Below are 19,386 nucleotides of genomic sequence, written 5' to 3'. Positions count from 1 at the left end.
ATTCATAACTTATGACAAGATTTAAGCCTTATTTGTTAGGATTAACGGGGTTATTAAGATGTGCACTATTTCCACCTCCACCGCTACTACCTTTCTGATTTTTATGATATTTGTAATTATCCACAGACGTGCCGACATGTCCCGCACTAGAGCCCATGTTTTGAACACCATGCATTTCTTCTGTTTTGCCTTGATTATATTTCTCTGCCGTTTGTGTGCCTGCTTGTGCCATACCCTGAGCATTTTGCATACCAGAAGACTTCATCTCTTGCATATCCTCAGCACCTGCACGCTCATTATGTGTGCCACCTACCCAATGCAATATTTTATCTGGCAAAATATAAATTAATGAAAAGCACTTGTAAAAGGCTAAACCAATAAAGCTTGCATACATAAATACCAATAATAAGTTTAATGTCCCCGTTACATAACTGTCACTCGATGTACCATACACATTGCTAATTTGAGTTGCTACAGCGTGAAATCCTTTTGCCGAAATGGCAATAACCAGATATGTCAAAATAATCGCAGTAATTAACCCAAATACCATCAATACAGGTCTTAAGACAAGGTTCAACATGATTTGAATAGCAGGTTCCGCTTTACCAAATACTTCATGTCCTTCTGGATAAACAATACCTAATGCCACAACAGGGGCTGCAACTAAAGCTTCAATAATGAGTAACAACCATGCAATCTTTCCCGCCCAAAATAAGATAAACGGGGTCAATGGAATAATAAGTGCAAATAAAACTGCATTGGTAAATAAGGTCACTAAAACAAAAAATACTAAAGGTAACCATACTAATGACATCGTTAAATTCGTCATAGTAATAAGGGTCGCCAATTGTGCACCAACATCTCCAATTGAAGAAATCACACCAGGCAACCCAGGTGTAAAATAACTAAAAGCCGCAGTTCCTAATGCAGCAAGTTTTGACGCACCCTGAATAGTAGATACTTCAATTAAAACATCTGTAAAAGCTTTCTCTGTTTTTTTGGTAACAGATTGCAAAGTATCAACTACCATTTTAATTAATGACTGCCCCACACCTTGGATCTGTCTTAACGCTGAAAAGGCATTTGTCATTTCAACGCCAGGAGTTACTGCTTCACCAATATTATAAATTTGACTTAACATTCCTCCTGCATCAGCATTAAGGCTCATTTTTTGGAAAATTCCATTTAAAAAACTCTCCGCAGGAGAAGCAATATCAGCAACTACTGCACCTTCATGGAAAAAACCGACATTATTTAGCTGAAACAAACGCACTAAGTACAAAAATTGGCTGATATATTCTGCTTTCAAGCTTTCTATCCCTGATTTACTATTAGCAAGTGCCGTTTGAATAACTAAAAAATACTTACCAATATCTGTTGAAATAGAAGAAGGAACAACCGCATCGATTAAATCCTTACAACTAAAACCATCGATAATATGCTGATTAGGAAAAAGCTTGCTAAATTGATCCATACAGTACTGATTATCCTTATCTCCGTACACGTTATGAAAAACGTCTATCATTTGCTGTTTAAGCTTAGTGACATCCAACTGAATAAACTTATCTGTTTTATCATTTTCTGTATAATCAGTTAATTTGACCTCTTTATTATGCTTAGGATTTTTTTCATCTGCATGGGTGTCAGGATAAAGTCTATATTCAAGAGAACCATCATTATAATGGTCAACTAAGCTACTAATGCTATTGTTATTTTTTAAATACTGTAGTGTCACACCCACTTTATCAATAGTGATTTGACTTTGCTGGTTGTTATACAATAAGTCATCAAATATTGCAAAGTCATTATGAAATGCTTTTAATACTTCTTCAAAATTACCATCCAATTTAAAGTACTTTTGATCTGCATTCCACCAGTCATTTTCACCCTCCTTTTTATCATCTTCAGTAGAGTTGACTTTATCTTGATCGGTATTTTTTGCTTCTTCCTTTAATTTCTGTTGAAACCCTCTGGCAATCGCCTGAGACAACGTAGAAATAACATCTGCATCGTTTGTTAGGTGCTTATTAATATCCATACTATTGTTATGAATAGCCGTAATACTATTAACCATGTCTTGACAAGAACGTGGTTGTGATCCTTGATCCTTTTTTTCAACATAACAATAAGTATTTAACGCCGTAGAAACTTTATACTGATCAGGTTGAGTGATAGGTAACCTAAATATATAGTGGTTAATGATTTTGTAAACATCGAATTGAACATAGTTATCATCCTCAATCACTGACCATTGCTGCATACCTTGTTTGAGTCTTTCTATGTTGGCTGTATTAATTTTTTTGTCTTTCGTAACATAAATATCGTCTAATTGATTGTCATCAATCATCTTTTGGGTAATGTTTTTTTCGATTTTCATTGCCGCTTGTACTAAAGACATTTGATCCACTTTAGTCGTATCTAAAGCATCGTATTTATTATCACTACCTGTAGGCATACCAACGTTTTTTAACATATCTGCTGAAAAACCTGCTAAAAGATACAAAGCAATGTCAGTCTTCACTCCATCTGATATATCAAAACTCATCACAGGCGGTACTTTATCCTTATCGAGTTTTTCATAAGTATTTTGCCATACTTGATTAGCAAAATTAATGCTCACGCCCACCATCAAAAAAACAAAGTATTGCGCCATACAAAAACCTGATTTTAATGGAATTGCACATGCGGAACCTAAAATAGTTCGCAAAGGAATCCAATAAGAACTCCAATTTTTACCTAAAAAAGTACCATCTTTTGCTGTATTAATCGTGCCAATTACCAGAATAAAAGCATAAATAGCAATTACTGCCATAATAATGCCACAATTGAAATAATAAATAAGCTCCCTAAAAGCAACATCACTTGCTTGCCCTGACAAGGCGGCAGATGCCGAAGTATTTTGGCTATCAAAACCAAATAGCTGATCAAGTACCTGCCAGGCACTCCAGTTTTCTGTTATACCCGTTGCCATCATTTGACTCCTTTTACTAAATCACTAAACCATTCTTTAAAATGACATCCTAACTTTTTCTTCAATAGTTGATAGCGCCAAAAATGATATTTAAAGGCGTTGGCCAAAAGTAATAGCAAAACCGATATGGCCATTAACCCAACTAATATATAACCATGGATGAATAAATACAGCGCATAAAAATAATCAACGACAGCAAGCAATAAACATAGTCGCAGCATAAAGGTAAATCTTCTAATTAAATAAATTACACGATTACTATCTACACCTATTGCTGCTAAGTCTTCATATGACATTTCATGCTCAGGTTGCCTAACTTTAAATACCTGTTTAAAGATATTGGCAATAAATTTATGCTGCTTTTGAAACGAATCAATTAGAAACATTTTCTTTGTGCGACGAAATCTAATTTTCTCTTTACTTTCTTTTGTTTTTTTCATATGAGGTTTCTCAATTCATTATTTTTCATTAAGCTGAATAATTTGTGTAATTCCAAAATATTGTCCACTTGCTAAATCTGAAATATCTGTGTTTTCCTGAAGCGTTAATTTCAAAATCATATTATTATTACCAGCCTCATGCCCTTTAGAGAAAGTTACCAGTATAGGCACTTGTACTTGCCAGCTTTTTATGCCAGCAATATACCCCACTGCCGTTACCACTGGCACACCATTTAGTACCGCTTTTGCTACCATTTTCTGATCTACTACTTGCTTAATTGTATCTTTAAAGGCTTCATTAAATGCCTGCCAACCATGATCTGTAAAAAGGGGTCTCAAGGCTAAAATTTGCTCTTTATAATTAAGAAAATCAAATTTATACAGTTTATTTACATTCTGACTAACCCAATTGATCAACATATCTTCGGTCACAACTGGTGTTTGAGGTAAATTAAGCTCTTTAACTACACCCTGATTATCAATTGCAAGAAAATAGATTTTTTCTTCTTTATGGCTATACCACAAACCTAAAAGTAAAACCAAGTTTAGCAATACACTCACTAATAAAATTTTAATCATGAGTCTAAAATTATTTTTGTAAAATTCAGCTTTCTCAGTAATCGCCTTTAACACATTAGCCTGCATGGTTTTCCTCCATTAGTCTTGTCAGCACGGTATCTATTATTAATAATCGAGACTCACTACACACTCTGGTTAAAAGCAAATTTTTTTCAAATGACATACAACGCTTATAAAGCTCATGATAATCAGAATCACTGCTTAATTTTTGATAGACCAATTGAAACAAATTTGAATTTTTCTTGTGTACATTTTGCATGAAATACATCATCAATGTGGTTGGTAATTTTGCACACAAGTTAACGATTGCCTCAACATACTCTTCTGATAGAAGTTCTTTTTGATAGGACTCTAAGCAAATCTCATAGAATTGCTCATAAAATTCATTTGAAAATTGAAAATCATTTTCTTGTGCTTCCTTAATATCATAAACCGTCAATAAATCGACGAGTTCTTTTTTACTAAAGCCATGCCAATAATTAATAATTTCTGTCTTAAAATGATGAATGTCGATTGCATCACGCATGCTTTATACTCCCATAATATTGATCAATGAAAGTTTCTACTAATTCATTTGCAATTTGTTTTATAGATTTATCTGAATGCAGTATTGCTTGTGTTTCAAGATAGGGTTTAGCACTACCCTGTGGAAATTTACGTGCTAAAAGCGTTAAGCTTGGAATGACACCAAGATGCTCAACAAGCTTTTCTTTCAAATAACAATCCTCCGAAGTAGTTGTAAATAACCACACCTCATAGGCACTTAAGCTTAAATTAAGTAGTTGAGTATTTACACCATTAATGGTGTGAAACTGACCAATAAAATTCATGCCATTACTATTTGGACCATGCACTGCATACTTTAACGCAAGCGCTTCAGTTTCGTTTAAACCAAAATGAGACTTCGTGTTTTCTAATGCACTTTGATTGCCTCCACTTAAAATAAAAACGGAAGTAGCAAACTCAAGCATAGTGTGGTTAAAATCAGTTAAGGACTGTGATGCTAATGCAATTTGCACATTGTGCTTTCGACCTTCACGCATGTCGGTCAAAACCTGTCTTAAAATCGGTGCACAACCACGCGTGCGATGAAACTCATCAAATACAATGCGTTTTGGAACGTTATGTAACTCCTGTAATTTATGTTTGTGATAATGTCGATAATCATTTGCCAAACTCTCTAAATCTTGTGCTTTAACGAAAAAGTAACTTGCGGTCAAATGGCGTACTAACATATAAGCAATAACTGAAATGCGTGAATCACTTGCCGATACAGCCGACATAACAGAGGATAAATCAAATGCCACTACTTTTGCATAAACATCTAAGCGTGTGACAAGATTTAATGAAGGTAGATTCTTAATTACCGTCGTGATATTACGACAAAAATACTGAATATAGCTCTCACCATTGGAAAGTTTTAGCGTTTTATATAAATCAATAACACTTGTTTGATTGACTGCACTAATTAAATCAGAAAGTAACGGCATGGCATAACGCTGTGCTTTTTGAGCTAAACGTATTTCATTTTGCTCAAATAATTTATCCGTTACCTGCCACCATGATTGCCCATGATCGTTAGATTTAAAAACGTTAATTTTATCATCAATTTCGGGGTTAATTCCTGGTTGGTATAGCTTTGGTTGATAAACGTCACTGTGTAATTTATAAACTTCATCAATAACTAAATTTAACATAGCTTCCATCCCTTCCGGTAAAGAAGCTTCTACATTTTCCAACAATAAAGCGGAAAGGAAGTTAATTAAAAATGCTTTATGTGCATGACCAGGAACGCGTGCACCTAGATGCGTATCAAAAGGATTAATCGCATCGTTATAACTAAATGTAAATTGATAATGCTCAGCAATATTCGGCGTTTTAGTTACGGACTTTAGCAAATCGATCACACCTTTTGAAGATGGTCCAATATCCAAAATTGAAAGATAAGGCAGCTCTTCTAATCCTTGGCAAAGACAAGCAGACAGGTTAAGAGAATTTAATAATACTGACTTACCTGAACCAGATCGTGCATAAATTAACTCTATCCAACTTACTTGCTTTGAAGACCCACTTTGATAAGGCCATAGTTTGCCATCTGGAGTACGAAATAAGGTTGCACCATAATCCCATGAAATTGCAGGTCGAAAAAATGGCATAAGCTTTATTGCGTCTCCTAATGGGGCACCAACTGCACAAGGAAAGCCTTCACGATTGATTGCTAATAAGGTTGATTGAACAATGGCAAATGGGTCACCAAAATTTTCGGTCGTTTGCGCACTCCCCCAGCTTTGTATTGCTTTATTTAAGGCTGCTTTACGCTTTTGAAATTCCTCGATCTCTGATTTAGGTGCCCAAGTAATTAAATTTACTGAAAGCTTAACCACTGGCATATCGCTGTGTTCTTGAATGTGCTTGAGTAATTTGTGTGCATTACAAATCAATTTATTTTCATGCGAACTAAACGTTAAAAACTGTGCTAATAATGATTTTACTTGGCTTATTTTGATGCCATTTCCTGTAAGTGAAAAACACATTTGCCAAGGCAGTTGATATTCTTTCAAAGTTTTAAATAAAACATAAAACGCTTGAATATGTTGAGGAAACAAACTGATAGTTACAGGTGCATATCGGTAGTTACCAATTACACACTCAGACATATTAACATTAGCACCATCTTCACAAAATAACTGATAAGACAGACTAGGCCATAACCAGTTCGACCAATCTTTATCCTCATATCCTAGATATAAATTATCGCCTGGTAAATGTGGCTGCCAACTCTTATCTGTTGTGTCTGGCGCAATTTGCCTTTTGATTGTATGTAGCAAATGCCGTACTTGCATGATATGCGTACTTAACCCCATTGCTGTAAATGACTCTAATAGCATTGTCAATAATGCAGCATGCTGTAATCGCACTTCATTAAGCACATGCAAAAAATGTTGTGTCTTTGATGATATTTTTACATTCTGATCTTTTAAACGCTCAGTCTTATTCCTGTAAGCTTGCTTTTGAGCATGTGCACTTAATAAACCAGCTGAGCTCCAGATACATAAGTAACATTTTTCAAATACACAAACCTCATCTAATTTTTCTTTCTTTGCCTCAAAATAATCATCTAAATTGAGATTTAAGCGCTTAGCACTCTTTTGTGAAGGCAACAGTAAATCATCTATTTCTTGCGCTGTACTTTGTGCATCATAACGAAAAAAACATTTAATCCTGACACCTTGTTTTTGCAATAAAGGTGTTAAAATAGCCGTAATTTTTTCACATAAATAGATATATTCATCATTGCCAACCATATGCTTAACGCCATTGATTTCCAATATTGAAATCAAGCTGCCATCTTTAGCAATTAAAGTATTTTCATCATCTGCACTTTCGAGCTCACAATAACTGTAGATCGTTTTATTGCTAATGGCATTTAACCAAGCAAATAAACCTTCAACGCTTTTATACAAGAAATTCATCTTTCACTCATCTTAATTATTTACTCAAACACAAAACCTGATGCTGTATAGACTTTATATGCCTGACTGTCTATTTTCAAAACCTTACCATAGCCATCTAATTGCGAACCTTCTTTTACGGTAATCGATCTGCCTTTTTTGTCTTCAAGCCAAGCAATTCCATCAATTACTGCTGTTAAATGCAGTTTTTCATTCATATTTATTTCCTTGGCATTCATATATTGCAACTGCCTTTGAAGTTCAGTAACAAGTGAAATTAAAGTTTTGCTTTGGTCTGCTTTTTGTATATCATCCAGCGATTTAATTATACTTTGGATACTTTTTAGCATCTGAGCTTGATTGGACTCCAAGCTTTTAATATGCTGTGCCATTTCAATGATGGTTTTTTCAAATCGCTGGCTATTATTATCCTGTGATGTTTGTAAATCATTTAGTTGTGTTGATATTGTTTGTAAGCGTTGTGTTAGCTCTTTGTTATCGACATTTTGTATTATACGCTGCTCGGTTTTGACAAATTGCGTATTTGTATTTGGAGAGGATATTTGTGATGTCCTACTAGGATGAGATGTATCATCACTGGCAAATAAAGTGCTAAAAATAAAATAAGCGCCTGCCATCAACATAAATACTGCCAAGCCATAAGCAAGATAAATTTTTTCAAATTTAAAATTTTTAAGCTTGTCACTTAAGCGATTCATACTATTTCTGTCATTTACAGTTGAGGTTTCTTCCATCCCTTGCTGATTGGAGCTGCCCTCTTGTTCTTGATCAGGCTGCTTATTTTTCTCATTATCTTCAAAAAAATCATAGTTGCTCATTTACTTTATACCTTAAATTTGTCTTTAAACTTTTATGTCTTGCATAATCAAAACCCCTATTGCACTACCTTGATTTAAAGTAACTGTTGGAGGTTTATCAAATTGCTTCGTCATCGCACTACTTAATGCTGTACCAATTTGCCCTAACCCAGCATATGCTGCATTTTTCGTCGTTAATGCAGCTTCACTTCCTTGACAATGCTTTCCACCCATTGGATCAACATAACACCAACCACTGTTGTTTTGAGCATTAGTGAAGTAGGTCCCAAACCCTTGCAAGAAAGCAGCTGAGAACAAACTGCCATAACGTAAAAGATAATGATGGTCTACATCACTTGCCAACGCAGTTTGGGCTGTGGCTTGATCAATAGCGTAAGCATTGATGTTGATACTTGCTGCTCGATCTGGAATGGATAAAGTCGTAAATTTCACCACTAATTTGTCTTCTTCTCTGACAAAACTACCTAACAGTTTTGCATGTTTGTAAGGTCCCACAACGATGTGAGCCAATATTGGCGTATCAGGTTGATCGCTATTAACAGCCGTATCAATCACCGCAATAAGAATATCACCTGCTTTAAACATCGCCATTTTAGATTGAGCACTAAATGATTCTTTGCTTCCATAACCATTTGCTAACTCACCAAACTCCTCCTTCATTGATGGAACTTTATTCCAAGACTTTAAAATGACTTCAAAATTTTTCTGCACAGTTTGAGGATCCACAGCTAAATTTTCTTGAATAGTTGACATAGCATACGAGTGCTTAGTTGATTGTGTGTCGCTTGGCTTATTTACCTGTTGCTGATTATTTTTATAGTCATAAAACGTAACAGGATCCATTTGTTTCTGTTGATAATCCTGAGCCTGGTTTTCTTGTTTTTCAGTTGGAGTTGAGGAAGCAAAAACATCTTCAATATAACTGCTATTTTTATGTTCAGCTTGCTTAATTTTTTGTTGTCTATCCTGGTCTACGAGCTTTTGGTATTGGTCATCCTTTATTGGATTCTTTTGGTTTACCTCAATTTTTTTATCATTCACTTGTGACTGCAAATAAGTTTGACCATTTTTAGAGCACTTTAATAGCATTGTAATTGAGACAATGACAAGTATGGCAAAAATAATGAGTATTCTAATACGTGGATGATTTTTCAAAAATTTCAACATGACTTTATTCATCCTTTAGATTGATTTTATGCACCCCTACATTGTCGGAGATCATTACGACAGGAGTGGGTACAATTTCATATACGTTAGTCGTCCCTAAAGTGTTATCTTCAATATGATTGATATAGGCGGGAGAAATGAGTGTACCTGAAGTTAAAATGAGGTAATGACCTTGATAAAGCCAAAATTTTCCTGTGTTCTGCTCTCCAGAAACACTTAACGATTTTGCACCTTCTGGCACTATTCCAGATAGAAGTGATAACAGATAAGGGGATTGTCTAATGTTTTCCAAATGAGTATCATCCTCTGCTTTAGCAACACGAACATAAAGCTCATAGTCCCATTCTTTTTGTGTGGATTGCAGCATTAAAGTCACAGGTGTTGCACGTCCTTGCAACATCACAGCCATGTTCGTATTAGCATAAGGTTTCTTAGATTGAAGCATCATAATTCCACCCTTTTTATCCCAATTGACTGCAAAGTCCTCTGTGTCACCAATCACATAACTAGTAATCGGCCAAACCACTCCTTTTGCATCAGTAAAAATAATTGAACTCACTACACCAATACCAAGCCTTACATTAGGAGGGGAAGTTGCAAAGCCTGGTTTAGTATCAGCCATAACCACGCGAGAGACTCCTTTTGCATCACTCATAGCTGGCATAACAGCTGCTGCCTTTTGTCTTGCACTAATCTCACTTTTAGTGCTTTGAATATCACTTGCACTAAGTGGAAACATGCTGCTTACAAGGTTATTTACAGGAGAGTTAGTCTCTTGCGCCGACACTCCATTGCATGATAATCCCAGTAACAGCAAACTTGGATATATAAGTTTTTTCAAGGTCTGCTAAATCATTAATCAACAATGGTGACCATAATAAAATACTCTGTCATATTGTCGTCTTTTTTTAACATACATTCATCAAATCGATGAATTTATATAAATTATGATTCATGATTTTGAAATTATTTGTAGTTTCTTAATGTGAATTTGACACAAGAAACTTTGAAAATAGTCAAAGCAACTATTTTCAAGCAGCTTCATAAAGTAACAAACATCCGATTTTTGCCCGTGGTCATTCTAATTAATTTAGATTACAATCACAGCTTAGATTTATCACACAAAAAGGAGCAAACGTGAGCACTCTCTCTAGTTGGCATAAAAAGCTTATGCTACTATTATTATTCTTATTCCCTATTTTACCTGCTTTTGCACTTACAACATACACCGTCAAGTCAGGGGATTCGTTATGGCGAATTGCGAGCAAGCACGGTATTTTAGGCACTCCAAACAAAGATATGATCCAAGCCATCAAGGGAATTAACTCAAAAGAAAATCCTTCTATTAACGACGATATTATTAATATCAACCAAAAACTACTCATTCCAACTACCAAACAAGAAGTAGAAGATGGCGTTAAACTATACACATTACGTCATACGCTGTACCTTAATCAAAATAATCCAGCATCGACTCTTGAGCAAGCGTTATCCCTCACAGAAACATCTTTCACACTTGCTAACAAAAAACAGCAATCCACTATCTCAATTAAACAATCAGATTCAACTCTCTATTCATTACCTGAAAATTCCATAGTCAATACAAATAATAATCAAATAAATACCAGCCAACACTCTAACTCTACTATTGAAGGCATTGTCATTACACCAGCAATAACTAACACCAACGTTGACCATAATAAAGATAGCAGGCTGAATACTGAAAACACAAATATCAATATCCATACTAAAGCTAAAACGGATTATAATCAGTGGCTAATCATTATACTAATTGTTATTGTCATATTCTTAATTTGGCAGCGACGCTTAAAACGCAAAGCGACTTTTGCCCAGCATGATACACGTGTAATGAAAGATCAATTTTATGCTAAGACATCTGATCCAACAAAAGATAAAGAAGGTGCCGTGATCAACAAACAGTCTGAGACTGAGCGTATTAGCAAAAAAGCATCCAAAGATGAAATTAAAAAACTACTCCAAAAAGCCAACGAACTACTAGAGGCACAAGATATTGCACACGCTAAAACTATTTTACAAGAAGCGTTAAATAGCGAACCTAAAAATTTAGATATCCGTATCAAAATCCTTGCAATCTATGGCGCAGATGGCGATGAAATTTCATTTAACAGCGAACGGGATTATCTTGCCTCTAATCTATTACCTTATGATGATAAGCGCTGGAAAGATATTGATACATTATATAAAAAATATTTTGGTATAAATTAACAAGGAATCGTCATGTCACAAAGTCAAATCGAAAATCAAGAAAGTGTTTCAAGCGGTAAACTAACCGTAATACTTCTTGTTACACTTATTGCCCTTGGAGTATTATTTTTTATGAGTTTTATTTTTTTTGTAAAATTTAAAGCCTATCAAACCGTTGCTCAGGATTTAAAAGCCGAGCTCAAACACAATTACAACGGTTACCTAACACTCAACTACAATATCGTAGATAATGCCATTATCATGAGCAATTATAACTATGAACAATCAATTAAAACACTAAGCGGAATATTTCCAAAAATTGAATGTGATGCCAAACAAAGCTGTCTGATCAACGGTATTTACTACCATTTTAACGTTACATCCAAAAATGGTTATCTTATGATTATTGGTTATCAAGCAGATTTATCCAAAGACGAGCAAAAAATAGCTGATAATAGCTTTGTGATGCATCAACAGCGTAATAAAAATTTTTGACTATATCTCAACCGCTTAACGCCCGATTGAAATATATTCAATCCCCATTTTTTTCATGCGAGATTTATCATATAGGTTACGACCGTCAAAAATCACAGGTTGCGCTAATCTACTCGCGATTTTAGCAAAATCTGGACTTCTAAAGCTTTGCCATTCTGTCACTACAAAAAGTGCATCGGCACCATATAACGCATCATAAGCATCTTGTGCTAACTCGTAATTATCACGGTTCTCATATGTGTTGATAAAATTATTCATCGCCTCTGGGTCATACGCTTTTACTTTCACACCGTGTTGCCATAGTTTTTCAATCAACACTCGAGAAGGTGCTTCACGGATGTCATCGGTATTTGGTTTAAATGCAAGTCCCCATACGGCTACTATTTTGCCTTCAACTTCACCATTAAAATAATTGTAAAACTTATTAAACAATACTTCTTTTTGTTCATCATTAACATCATGTACAGCATTTAAAAGCCTTGCTTTATAACCATATTCATGCGAAGTCTGACTCAACGCTCGCACATCTTTGGGAAAACAAGAACCACCGTAACCACATCCTGCATAAATGAAATGATAACCAATACGCCGATCCGCACCAATACCAATTCGTACTTTTTCAATATCCGCACCTACTCGCTCAGCAATTTGACTCATCTCATTCATAAAGCTGATTTTGGTGGCAAGCATCGCATTTGCAACGTACTTCGTCATCTCGGCAGAACGCACATCCATGATCATTAAACGGTTTTGGTTTGGGTCAAATGGTGCATAAAGTTCGCGCATCATATCCGCGGCGCGCTCAGAATGTGCACCAACCACAATCCGATCTGGATGCATACAATCATTAATTGCATCACCCTCTTTGAGAAACTCAGGATTTGATACAACGTCAAAGTCAAGCGTGACGCCACGCGATCTAAGCACATTTGAAATCGTCTCTGTTACTTTATACTCTGTTCCCACAGGTACAGTCGATTTATTGACAATGACTTTATATTCACTCATATATTTTGCAACCGTTTTTGCAACCTGAAGCACATATTTTAAATCAGCAGAACCATCCTCATCAGGTGGAGTCCCTACTGCAATAAAAATAATTTCTGCTTCATCAATCGCAGATTTTGCCTCCGTCGTAAAACTTAATCTGCCTTTAGCTACATTGCGTTTAATTAGATCATCTAAGCCTGGTTCATATATTGGAGAAATTCCTTTTTTTAAATTCTCTACCTTTTTATTGTCAATGTCCACACAGCAAACATGGTTACCCATCGCCGCAAAGCAGGTGCCCGTTACAAGCCCAACATAACCTGTACCAAATATTGCAATTTTCATCGCTACTTACTACCTTCTACTCAAACTGATTGAATCATATCAGAAATAATCGCTATATTCAGCGAATATTCTTCTTTTGAACTATACTTTTGCTACTTACACTATTGGCTTAAACCATTTAAATATTCATACATTTATACAGATTTTTGATACGTTGTATCTTGCTTGCTTTTTACTTTTGGGCATATTTTTATGCCCATCTCAAACATTAAAAGTAGCTTAGTGTTAAACTTTGCTTCTACTTTTTTTGCCATTATTGGTAGTAATATTCCATCTGATGCAATTCTTCCATACAGTATTAACCTCATCAATAAAGTCCACTTAAACGTGGTTCTACTCATGATCATCATTTAAATGAGCATTTTAATCAACTATTAAATTGCATAAAAGCGTGTCTACTTTGTTTATTGAATCAATATCAGCTTTGCAATATCTACAGATATTTACACTTAATATTAATAATTACCAATAATTATTTCTTTATTGTGAACAATGTAAATAACTATTCTCTAATGTAACTATTTGACATCTGCATTAACACTACGCAAAATATGCCTGTCTTAATTTACACAGGGGACTTTTATGCCAATACAATCAACTTCTAACAAACAATATAAGAAAATTGTTTACATGATTTGTTTAATTGGAGCTTTAGGTGGATTATTATTTGGTCTTGACCAAGGTTTTATCGCCAATTCGCTTGCCACAATTGATCACATTTATGAACTAACTACTACACAAGGGGAACATTACTCTGCTGTACTGGCGTGGGGTGGTATTCTTGGTGCTTTATTAAGTGGCATTTTTGCAAGGATACTTGGTCGCAAAAAAGTACTGATACTATCTGGATTTTTATTTACGTTATTGTCACTTGTATCTGCATTTTTACCACCACTTGAAATTTTAATCGCTTGTCGTTTTGGATTAGGCTTTTCCGTTGGTATTGCCTCTTTTACAGTACCACTTTATTTATCAGAAACAGCGCCAACTTCTATTCGTGGGGGAATGGCAACTTTATTTCAATTGATGATCACAATTGGTATTTTCTTAATCGCTTTTACTAATGTGATGATTGTCAAAGCATTAGGACATTTCGAGATTTCACTTAGCTTAATGTTTAGCGTCATTGTAATATTTGCATTAATTATGTTCATTGGCAGTTTCTTTTTGCCTGAGAGTCCACGCTGGTTGATGTTAAAAGGCAAAGAAGACAAAGCTCTAAAAGTACTAAGGCGAGTACGCTCTTCTGAAAAAGAAATAAATGATGAAATAGCTGAAATTAAAGAAAGCATTATAGAAAATCAAGGCTCTGGAATCATTATGCTATCCAAAGGTTATTTTTGGAAAATATTAATTGTCGGAGTGGTATTACAAATGTTTCAGCAACTCGTTGGTATTAACATGATGATTTATTATGCCCCAACTATTTTTGGCTATGCTGGCATGACAGGAATTATTGCTTTACTTGCCATTCCAACAGTAAACATGCTCTTTACCTTCCCTGCTATTAAATGGATTGAAAAATGGGGTCGTAAAAAACTCTTATACGTCGGTGCTGTGGTAATGATGGTTTCTATGTTTACAGCAGGCTTTGCATTTTTAGTCATAGCGAATGGCGGCACTACACCTGGCGCTGTGCCTAAGGCAATATTACTAATTTCAGCTGTGGTTTATATCTTTGGTTTTGCATGCTCATGGGGACCTGTTGCTTGGGTTGTATGTGCTGAAATTTTTCCATTAAAAGGGCGTGAAATCGGCATGACTGTTACTACTATGATCAATTGGACCTTTGCTGGTATTGTGATGGCCAATGCACTGAGCTTCATGAAAGTATATGGCAATGCCTCCATTTTCTTTGTATTTGGGGGATTTTGTATCCTATCTATGGTTTTCTTAAAATTCTTTGTTCCTGAGACAAAGGGGGTAAGCTTGGAAAAAATCGAAAAAGACCTAGAACATGGAGTGAAGCTCAATAAAATTGGTCAACGCTAAGCATCACGAGTTTTTATAAAATCAATCGCTTGTTGTAAGCGCTTTAAAGTGCGCGCTTTTCCAATCCACTTAAGTGTCAAGCCAATATCAGGGGATTGCGCGGTACCAGTAATGGCAACACGAACAGGCATTCCGACTTTCCCCATCCCTAGCTCAAGCTCTTGTGCAATTTCTTTTAATACATGATGCAACTTAGCTTCATCTTGCCAATCTACCTCTGTCAGTGCTTCATATTTCTTTAATGCATATTGTAATGACTTAATCGATCCATTGGTTAAATGCTTAACTGCGGACTTCTCATCATAACTTTCAAAACCTTGATAAAAATAACGGCTTTGCTCGGTCAACTCTTTTAGTGTTTTTACTTTTTCTGCCATCACAGGGATAATGAGCTCAAGCTCAGGACCCTCAGTAATGTCTAAGCCTTGCTGTTCAAAGTGATATTTCAGGTGCTTTACTACCTCTTCTACTGGCAAACTACGCATATAATGTTGATTCAACCAATTCAATTTATCTGTATTAAAAGTTGAAGCTGAGGCATTAATATCATTTAAATCAAAATACTTGAATATCTCATCCATACTAAAGATTTCTTGATCTCCATGTGACCAACCCAAGCGAATCAAGTAATTAATAAGCGCCTGTGGTAAATAACCCTCCTCTTTATACTGCATCACACTTACTGCACCATGACGTTTTGATAATTTCTTACCATCGTTCCCTAAAATCATTGGTACATGTGCAAAAATAGGAACATCTGCACCTAATGCGTAATATAAATTAATCTGCCTTGGTGTGTTGTTAACGTGATCATCACCGCGCACAACATGGGTAATTTCCATATCGATATCATCAACGACAACACAGAAGTTATAGGTTGGAGAACCATCCGTACGCTGGATGATTAAATCATCTAGCTCAGTGTTGGCAATATTAATTTGACCCTTGACTGCATCTAACCAACTAACGATACCCTCCTTGGGATTCTTAAAGCGTACAACGTGCGGCTTTGATACATCCTGTTCACTTTGGTTTAAATGACGGCAATGTTCATCATATCGTGGTTTTTCTTTATTTGCCATTTGCCTATCACGCAATTCATCTAAACGTTCACGTGAACAATAACAACAATATGCTTTCCCTTGTTGTAATAACTGATTAATTACTCCTTTGTAACGCTCAAAATGTTGAGTTTGGTAATAAGGTTCATAATCTGCGTTCAATCCTAGCCAATCCATACCATCTAAGATCGCTTGCACAGCTTCTGGTGTCGAGCGATCTAAATCGGTATCTTCTATTCTTAATACAAACTTACCCTTGTTTTTACGCGCATACACCCATGAAAATAACGCCGTCCTTGTGCCACCTACATGCAAATACCCCGTTGGGCTTGGGGCAAAGCGCGTTTTAACTTCTTTTATCACAATACACTACCTTAATTCACTTTGGTCTTACATTTGCGACATAAGTTTACTGTAAAATACGGGCGCGATAAATGGAGAACTGAAATTTCGCTATTTTTGTAGCTTGAAAACGTGCTCTATGCTTTTTCAGAGCTTAATACCAACAAAGTCAAAAAATCCACTACTACTGTATTAAGAGATGTGCACCCAATAGTGGCCAATAAAATATAATTGCAACAATAATCACTAATATACTAGAGATTTTTAGCCATATCCCCCATGCCATTACAGCATGAATTTTAACATGATCAGAGTGAAGCACCAATGCCATTGCCGGAGTACTCACCGGCAACAAAAAAGTTAACCCAGCACCTGTGGCAATTCCAACAGTTATCACTCTTGGATCAATACCGTACTCTAAAGATAATGCTAAGCCTACAGGTAGCAATATAGCGACCGCTGCTGCATTACTCATTACCTCAGTTAGTATAGCTACCAGAACAATCAATGAAACTATAATCAGCAAAGGTGATGAAATCCCTAAATCTATTATCACTTGTACCATTTCATGGGCAGCTCCGGTATTACGTAAGGCAACGCTTAAAGCAATCGCACTACCATACATAATAATAATACCCCACTGCACATCTCTTTCAATCTCTTTCCAGTTGGTAATACGCAAGATAAAAGCCAAAATCACACCCAAAAATGAAATCCAATCTAGCCCCCATGCCGTGCCATAGAAAATCCATAGAAATATTGTAAATAAGACGACCATTAAAGTTAAAACTTCTCTTTTTGTCACCCGTCCAATTTCTTTTTTATGCGCTATTAACTTTTGTCTTGCTAACTCGATATTAGCACCACTTTGATGTGCAATAATCAACACACATATACTTGCAAGGCAAAGCATAACTAACACAATTGGTATTACCCATAAACTCCACTCAAAGAAACCAATATGACTAACGTGTGCCATCTTAGCATTTGTTGCAAAATTATCTTGCAAAATACCTAATGCCAAAGGCGCTCTTGCACCACCTAACAACGTTGCAGTGCCCCCGATCATTGCCCCCCATGCCATTGCCATATAAGCTGCGAATGCAAATCGACTCTTTTTATTCACATTTGCAGCAGTAACAATTTCCAATACAATCGGCAATAACATTGCAACAACGGCATGTTCACTAATGAAAAAAGCCATAGTACTTGAAAGTCCAAAAATCGACATACAAAGACGCTTAGAGCCTTTACCAAATTTAGAAATAATCGTAATCGCTAAACGTTTGCTTAATCCAGAACGCATAACTGGACTTGCTAAAATAAATGCACCCAACACAAAGAAAGTTGCAGAATTACCAAAATAACTATATACATCTTGAGCAAAAATCACACCAGAAGCAGGTAATAAAAACAGAACGATAATACCTGTAATTGCAAGCGGGAAAATATTAATTATCCATAAAAATACCGCAACGCAAAAAACAGCAAACGCATGCTTCCCTGATGCAGAAAATTCACCAAATGGTAAAAAAAGCGCAACAAAATAAATGACCATTGACGCCAGCACACACAGAAAAATACTAGGTAAAGTAGGTAATTGTAACTCTTTTTCACACATGGTGATCATTCCATAAACTACCGTCTATACAAACCTAACTGACGGTGGCATTTTTTTCCAGAAGTTTATGATTAAAAAACAAACTTAGCCATCACTCCTACACCTAGTGTATTATTCTCTGGCTCATACCATCCTTTTTCTGCATTACCATTTGCGATATCTGAAGTTTGTATCTTCCAATACCTAATATAAGGTCCTATCAACCACATCCAACTTCCCTGGTTACGTCCCAATAAAATATTACCATTAGCACCCCAACCTTCACGTTGTTGATTAACAATACCCCCATCTACACTTGAGTATTGAATACCTCTGATTAAATAATCAAACTCTAATTTTGATTCAAGAACCAGTTTTTTATGAAGCCAAGTAAACTGTAATCCAATAGGTATATAAAAATAATTTGATGCTCGCAAATAACCATGTGAGTCGTTTGAAGTATCATTATTTAAATAACGATAACCTAATCCTAAAAATGGCGTAACGGTAATTAAAACTTTAGGAAATTGGAATAAATAACCTATCCGTGGCGAAATGCCAAATATAAAACTGTTATCATTATTCATCTGAAAAGGTGTTTGTTGTTTGTCATTCAAACGTCCATCATATTTGCCATTCACAAAACCAAGCTGTCCTTCAATCATCAAAGTGATTCTATTTCGTTCGATATACTGATAACTACCATCAAGTGCAATACTTGGTCCCTTAATACTCATCAAGCCAGGTTCTCTATAGCTATAATAACCAATAGCAGGAGACAACGAAAATTCAGAACAATCTATTTTATCCACCTCACACATTGAATTAACCATAAGAGGACTCAATGACAACGATGCCAATATAAGCGCTTTTTTTACCATATTTTA

The 19,386-nt window shown here is 35.6% G+C and carries 15 protein-coding genes; 3 read left to right on the top strand and 12 right to left on the bottom strand.

Annotation, left to right across the window (positions count from 1 at the left end):
* Positions 1 to 28: 28 nt before the first annotated feature.
* Genes M1V25_RS01490 through M1V25_RS01455 form a run of 8 tightly spaced genes read right to left on the bottom strand, consistent with a single transcriptional unit; the run spans position 29 to position 10,187 of the window.
* On the bottom strand, positions 29 to 2,974 hold the full coding sequence (locus tag M1V25_RS01490) for a DotA/TraY family protein (protein ID WP_498842234.1): 2,946 nt from the start codon (positions 2,972 to 2,974) through the stop codon (positions 29 to 31).
* Positions 2,971 to 3,411 (bottom strand): hypothetical protein, encoded by a 441-nt coding sequence (locus M1V25_RS01485; protein ID WP_498842233.1) that lies wholly within the window; start codon positions 3,409 to 3,411, stop codon positions 2,971 to 2,973. Before M1V25_RS01485 ends, M1V25_RS01490 begins: the two co-directional genes overlap by 4 nt.
* Before the next feature lie 18 nt (positions 3,412 to 3,429).
* Positions 3,430 to 4,056, bottom strand: coding sequence for a DotI/IcmL family type IV secretion protein (locus tag M1V25_RS01480; protein ID WP_116963279.1), 627 nt, complete (start codon positions 4,054 to 4,056; stop codon positions 3,430 to 3,432).
* The gene (locus tag M1V25_RS01475) at positions 4,046 to 4,516 is read right to left on the bottom strand and encodes a type IVB secretion system protein IcmW (protein ID WP_498842232.1); all 471 of its coding nucleotides are present in this window, start codon (positions 4,514 to 4,516) and stop codon (positions 4,046 to 4,048) included. Before M1V25_RS01475 ends, M1V25_RS01480 begins: the two co-directional genes overlap by 11 nt.
* A complete protein-coding gene (locus M1V25_RS01470) occupies positions 4,509 to 7,463 on the bottom strand; it encodes a putative type IV secretion/conjugal transfer ATPase (protein WP_116963277.1) in 2,955 nt (984 codons plus the stop codon). Before M1V25_RS01470 ends, M1V25_RS01475 begins: the two co-directional genes overlap by 8 nt.
* A gap of 20 nt (positions 7,464 to 7,483) precedes the next feature.
* Positions 7,484 to 8,281: a hypothetical protein gene (locus tag M1V25_RS01465; RefSeq protein ID WP_498842231.1), complete on the bottom strand. Its 798-nt coding sequence runs from the start codon at positions 8,279 to 8,281 to the stop codon at positions 7,484 to 7,486.
* Positions 8,282 to 8,305: 24 nt separating this feature from the next.
* The gene (locus M1V25_RS01460; protein WP_157966550.1) at positions 8,306 to 9,448 is read right to left on the bottom strand and encodes a TrbI/VirB10 family protein; all 1,143 of its coding nucleotides are present in this window, start codon (positions 9,446 to 9,448) and stop codon (positions 8,306 to 8,308) included.
* A gap of 4 nt (positions 9,449 to 9,452) precedes the next feature.
* On the bottom strand, positions 9,453 to 10,187 hold the full coding sequence (locus M1V25_RS01455; protein ID WP_116963274.1) for a DotH/IcmK family type IV secretion protein: 735 nt from the start codon (positions 10,185 to 10,187) through the stop codon (positions 9,453 to 9,455).
* A 398-nt stretch (positions 10,188 to 10,585) separates the two neighbouring features.
* On the opposite strand from M1V25_RS01455, the gene M1V25_RS01450 reads away from it, so the two are divergent.
* Both M1V25_RS01450 and M1V25_RS01445 read left to right on the top strand, forming a co-directional pair.
* A complete protein-coding gene (locus M1V25_RS01450; RefSeq protein ID WP_498842230.1) occupies positions 10,586 to 11,695 on the top strand; it encodes a LysM peptidoglycan-binding domain-containing protein in 1,110 nt (369 codons plus the stop codon).
* A 12-nt stretch (positions 11,696 to 11,707) separates the two neighbouring features.
* Complete coding sequence (locus M1V25_RS01445) at positions 11,708 to 12,169, top strand: hypothetical protein (protein WP_116963272.1); 462 nt, start codon at positions 11,708 to 11,710, stop codon at positions 12,167 to 12,169.
* Positions 12,170 to 12,184: 15 nt separating this feature from the next.
* Here the strand turns inward: M1V25_RS01445 and M1V25_RS01440 are convergent, their stop codons facing one another.
* Positions 12,185 to 13,504 carry a UDP-glucose dehydrogenase family protein gene (locus M1V25_RS01440; RefSeq protein ID WP_116963271.1) on the bottom strand — a complete coding sequence of 440 codons (1,320 nt, stop codon included), beginning with the start codon at positions 13,502 to 13,504 and terminating at the stop codon, positions 12,185 to 12,187.
* A gap of 582 nt (positions 13,505 to 14,086) precedes the next feature.
* Here M1V25_RS01440 and M1V25_RS01435 point away from each other — a divergent pair.
* Positions 14,087 to 15,496, top strand: a complete 1,410-nt coding sequence (locus M1V25_RS01435; RefSeq protein WP_116963269.1) for a sugar porter family MFS transporter — start codon at positions 14,087 to 14,089, stop codon at positions 15,494 to 15,496.
* Here M1V25_RS01435 and gltX read toward each other — a convergent pair.
* The 3 genes from gltX to M1V25_RS01420 all read right to left on the bottom strand — a co-directional run bounded on the left by gltX (position 15,493) and on the right by M1V25_RS01420 (position 19,380).
* Complete coding sequence (gene gltX, locus M1V25_RS01430; protein ID WP_498842229.1) at positions 15,493 to 16,920, bottom strand: glutamate--tRNA ligase; 1,428 nt, start codon at positions 16,918 to 16,920, stop codon at positions 15,493 to 15,495. The two genes, M1V25_RS01435 and gltX, sit on opposite strands and share 4 nt — an antisense overlap.
* A gap of 163 nt (positions 16,921 to 17,083) precedes the next feature.
* A complete protein-coding gene (locus M1V25_RS01425) occupies positions 17,084 to 18,520 on the bottom strand; it encodes an SLC13 family permease (RefSeq protein WP_498842228.1) in 1,437 nt (478 codons plus the stop codon).
* 71 nt (positions 18,521 to 18,591) lie between these two features.
* On the bottom strand, positions 18,592 to 19,380 hold the full coding sequence (locus M1V25_RS01420; protein WP_498842227.1) for a hypothetical protein: 789 nt from the start codon (positions 19,378 to 19,380) through the stop codon (positions 18,592 to 18,594).
* Positions 19,381 to 19,386 lie beyond the last annotated feature (6 nt).

It is taken from the genome of Candidatus Nebulibacter yamunensis (genome assembly GCF_024208055.1).
In the GTDB taxonomy this organism is placed as follows: domain Bacteria; phylum Pseudomonadota; class Gammaproteobacteria; order Francisellales; family Francisellaceae; genus Caedibacter; species Caedibacter lacustris.
This window is presented reverse-complemented; position numbering and strand designations above follow the sequence as displayed.

What these genes read in the sequence shown, in the direction of transcription:
- M1V25_RS01490 (WP_498842234.1), bottom strand. Translation starts at nt 2,974, where the DNA reads ATGATGGCAACGGGTATAACAGAAAACTGGAGTGCCTGGCAGGTACTT.
- M1V25_RS01485 (WP_498842233.1), bottom strand. Translation starts at nt 3,411, where the DNA reads ATGAAAAAAACAAAAGAAAGTAAAGAGAAAATTAGATTTCGTCGCACA.
- M1V25_RS01480 (WP_116963279.1), bottom strand. Translation starts at nt 4,056, where the DNA reads ATGCAGGCTAATGTGTTAAAGGCGATTACTGAGAAAGCTGAATTTTAC.
- M1V25_RS01475 (WP_498842232.1), bottom strand. Translation starts at nt 4,516, where the DNA reads ATGCGTGATGCAATCGACATTCATCATTTTAAGACAGAAATTATTAAT.
- M1V25_RS01470 (WP_116963277.1), bottom strand. Translation starts at nt 7,463, where the DNA reads ATGAATTTCTTGTATAAAAGCGTTGAAGGTTTATTTGCTTGGTTAAAT.
- M1V25_RS01465 (WP_498842231.1), bottom strand. Translation starts at nt 8,281, where the DNA reads ATGAGCAACTATGATTTTTTTGAAGATAATGAGAAAAATAAGCAGCCT.
- M1V25_RS01460 (WP_157966550.1), bottom strand. Translation starts at nt 9,448, where the DNA reads ATGTTGAAATTTTTGAAAAATCATCCACGTATTAGAATACTCATTATT.
- M1V25_RS01455 (WP_116963274.1), bottom strand. Translation starts at nt 10,187, where the DNA reads ATGTTTCCACTTAGTGCAAGTGATATTCAAAGCACTAAAAGTGAGATT.
- M1V25_RS01445 (WP_116963272.1), top strand. Translation starts at nt 11,708, where the DNA reads ATGTCACAAAGTCAAATCGAAAATCAAGAAAGTGTTTCAAGCGGTAAA.
- M1V25_RS01440 (WP_116963271.1), bottom strand. Translation starts at nt 13,504, where the DNA reads ATGAAAATTGCAATATTTGGTACAGGTTATGTTGGGCTTGTAACGGGC.
- M1V25_RS01435 (WP_116963269.1), top strand. Translation starts at nt 14,087, where the DNA reads ATGCCAATACAATCAACTTCTAACAAACAATATAAGAAAATTGTTTAC.
- M1V25_RS01425 (WP_498842228.1), bottom strand. Translation starts at nt 18,520, where the DNA reads ATGTGTGAAAAAGAGTTACAATTACCTACTTTACCTAGTATTTTTCTG.
- M1V25_RS01420 (WP_498842227.1), bottom strand. Translation starts at nt 19,380, where the DNA reads ATGGTAAAAAAAGCGCTTATATTGGCATCGTTGTCATTGAGTCCTCTT.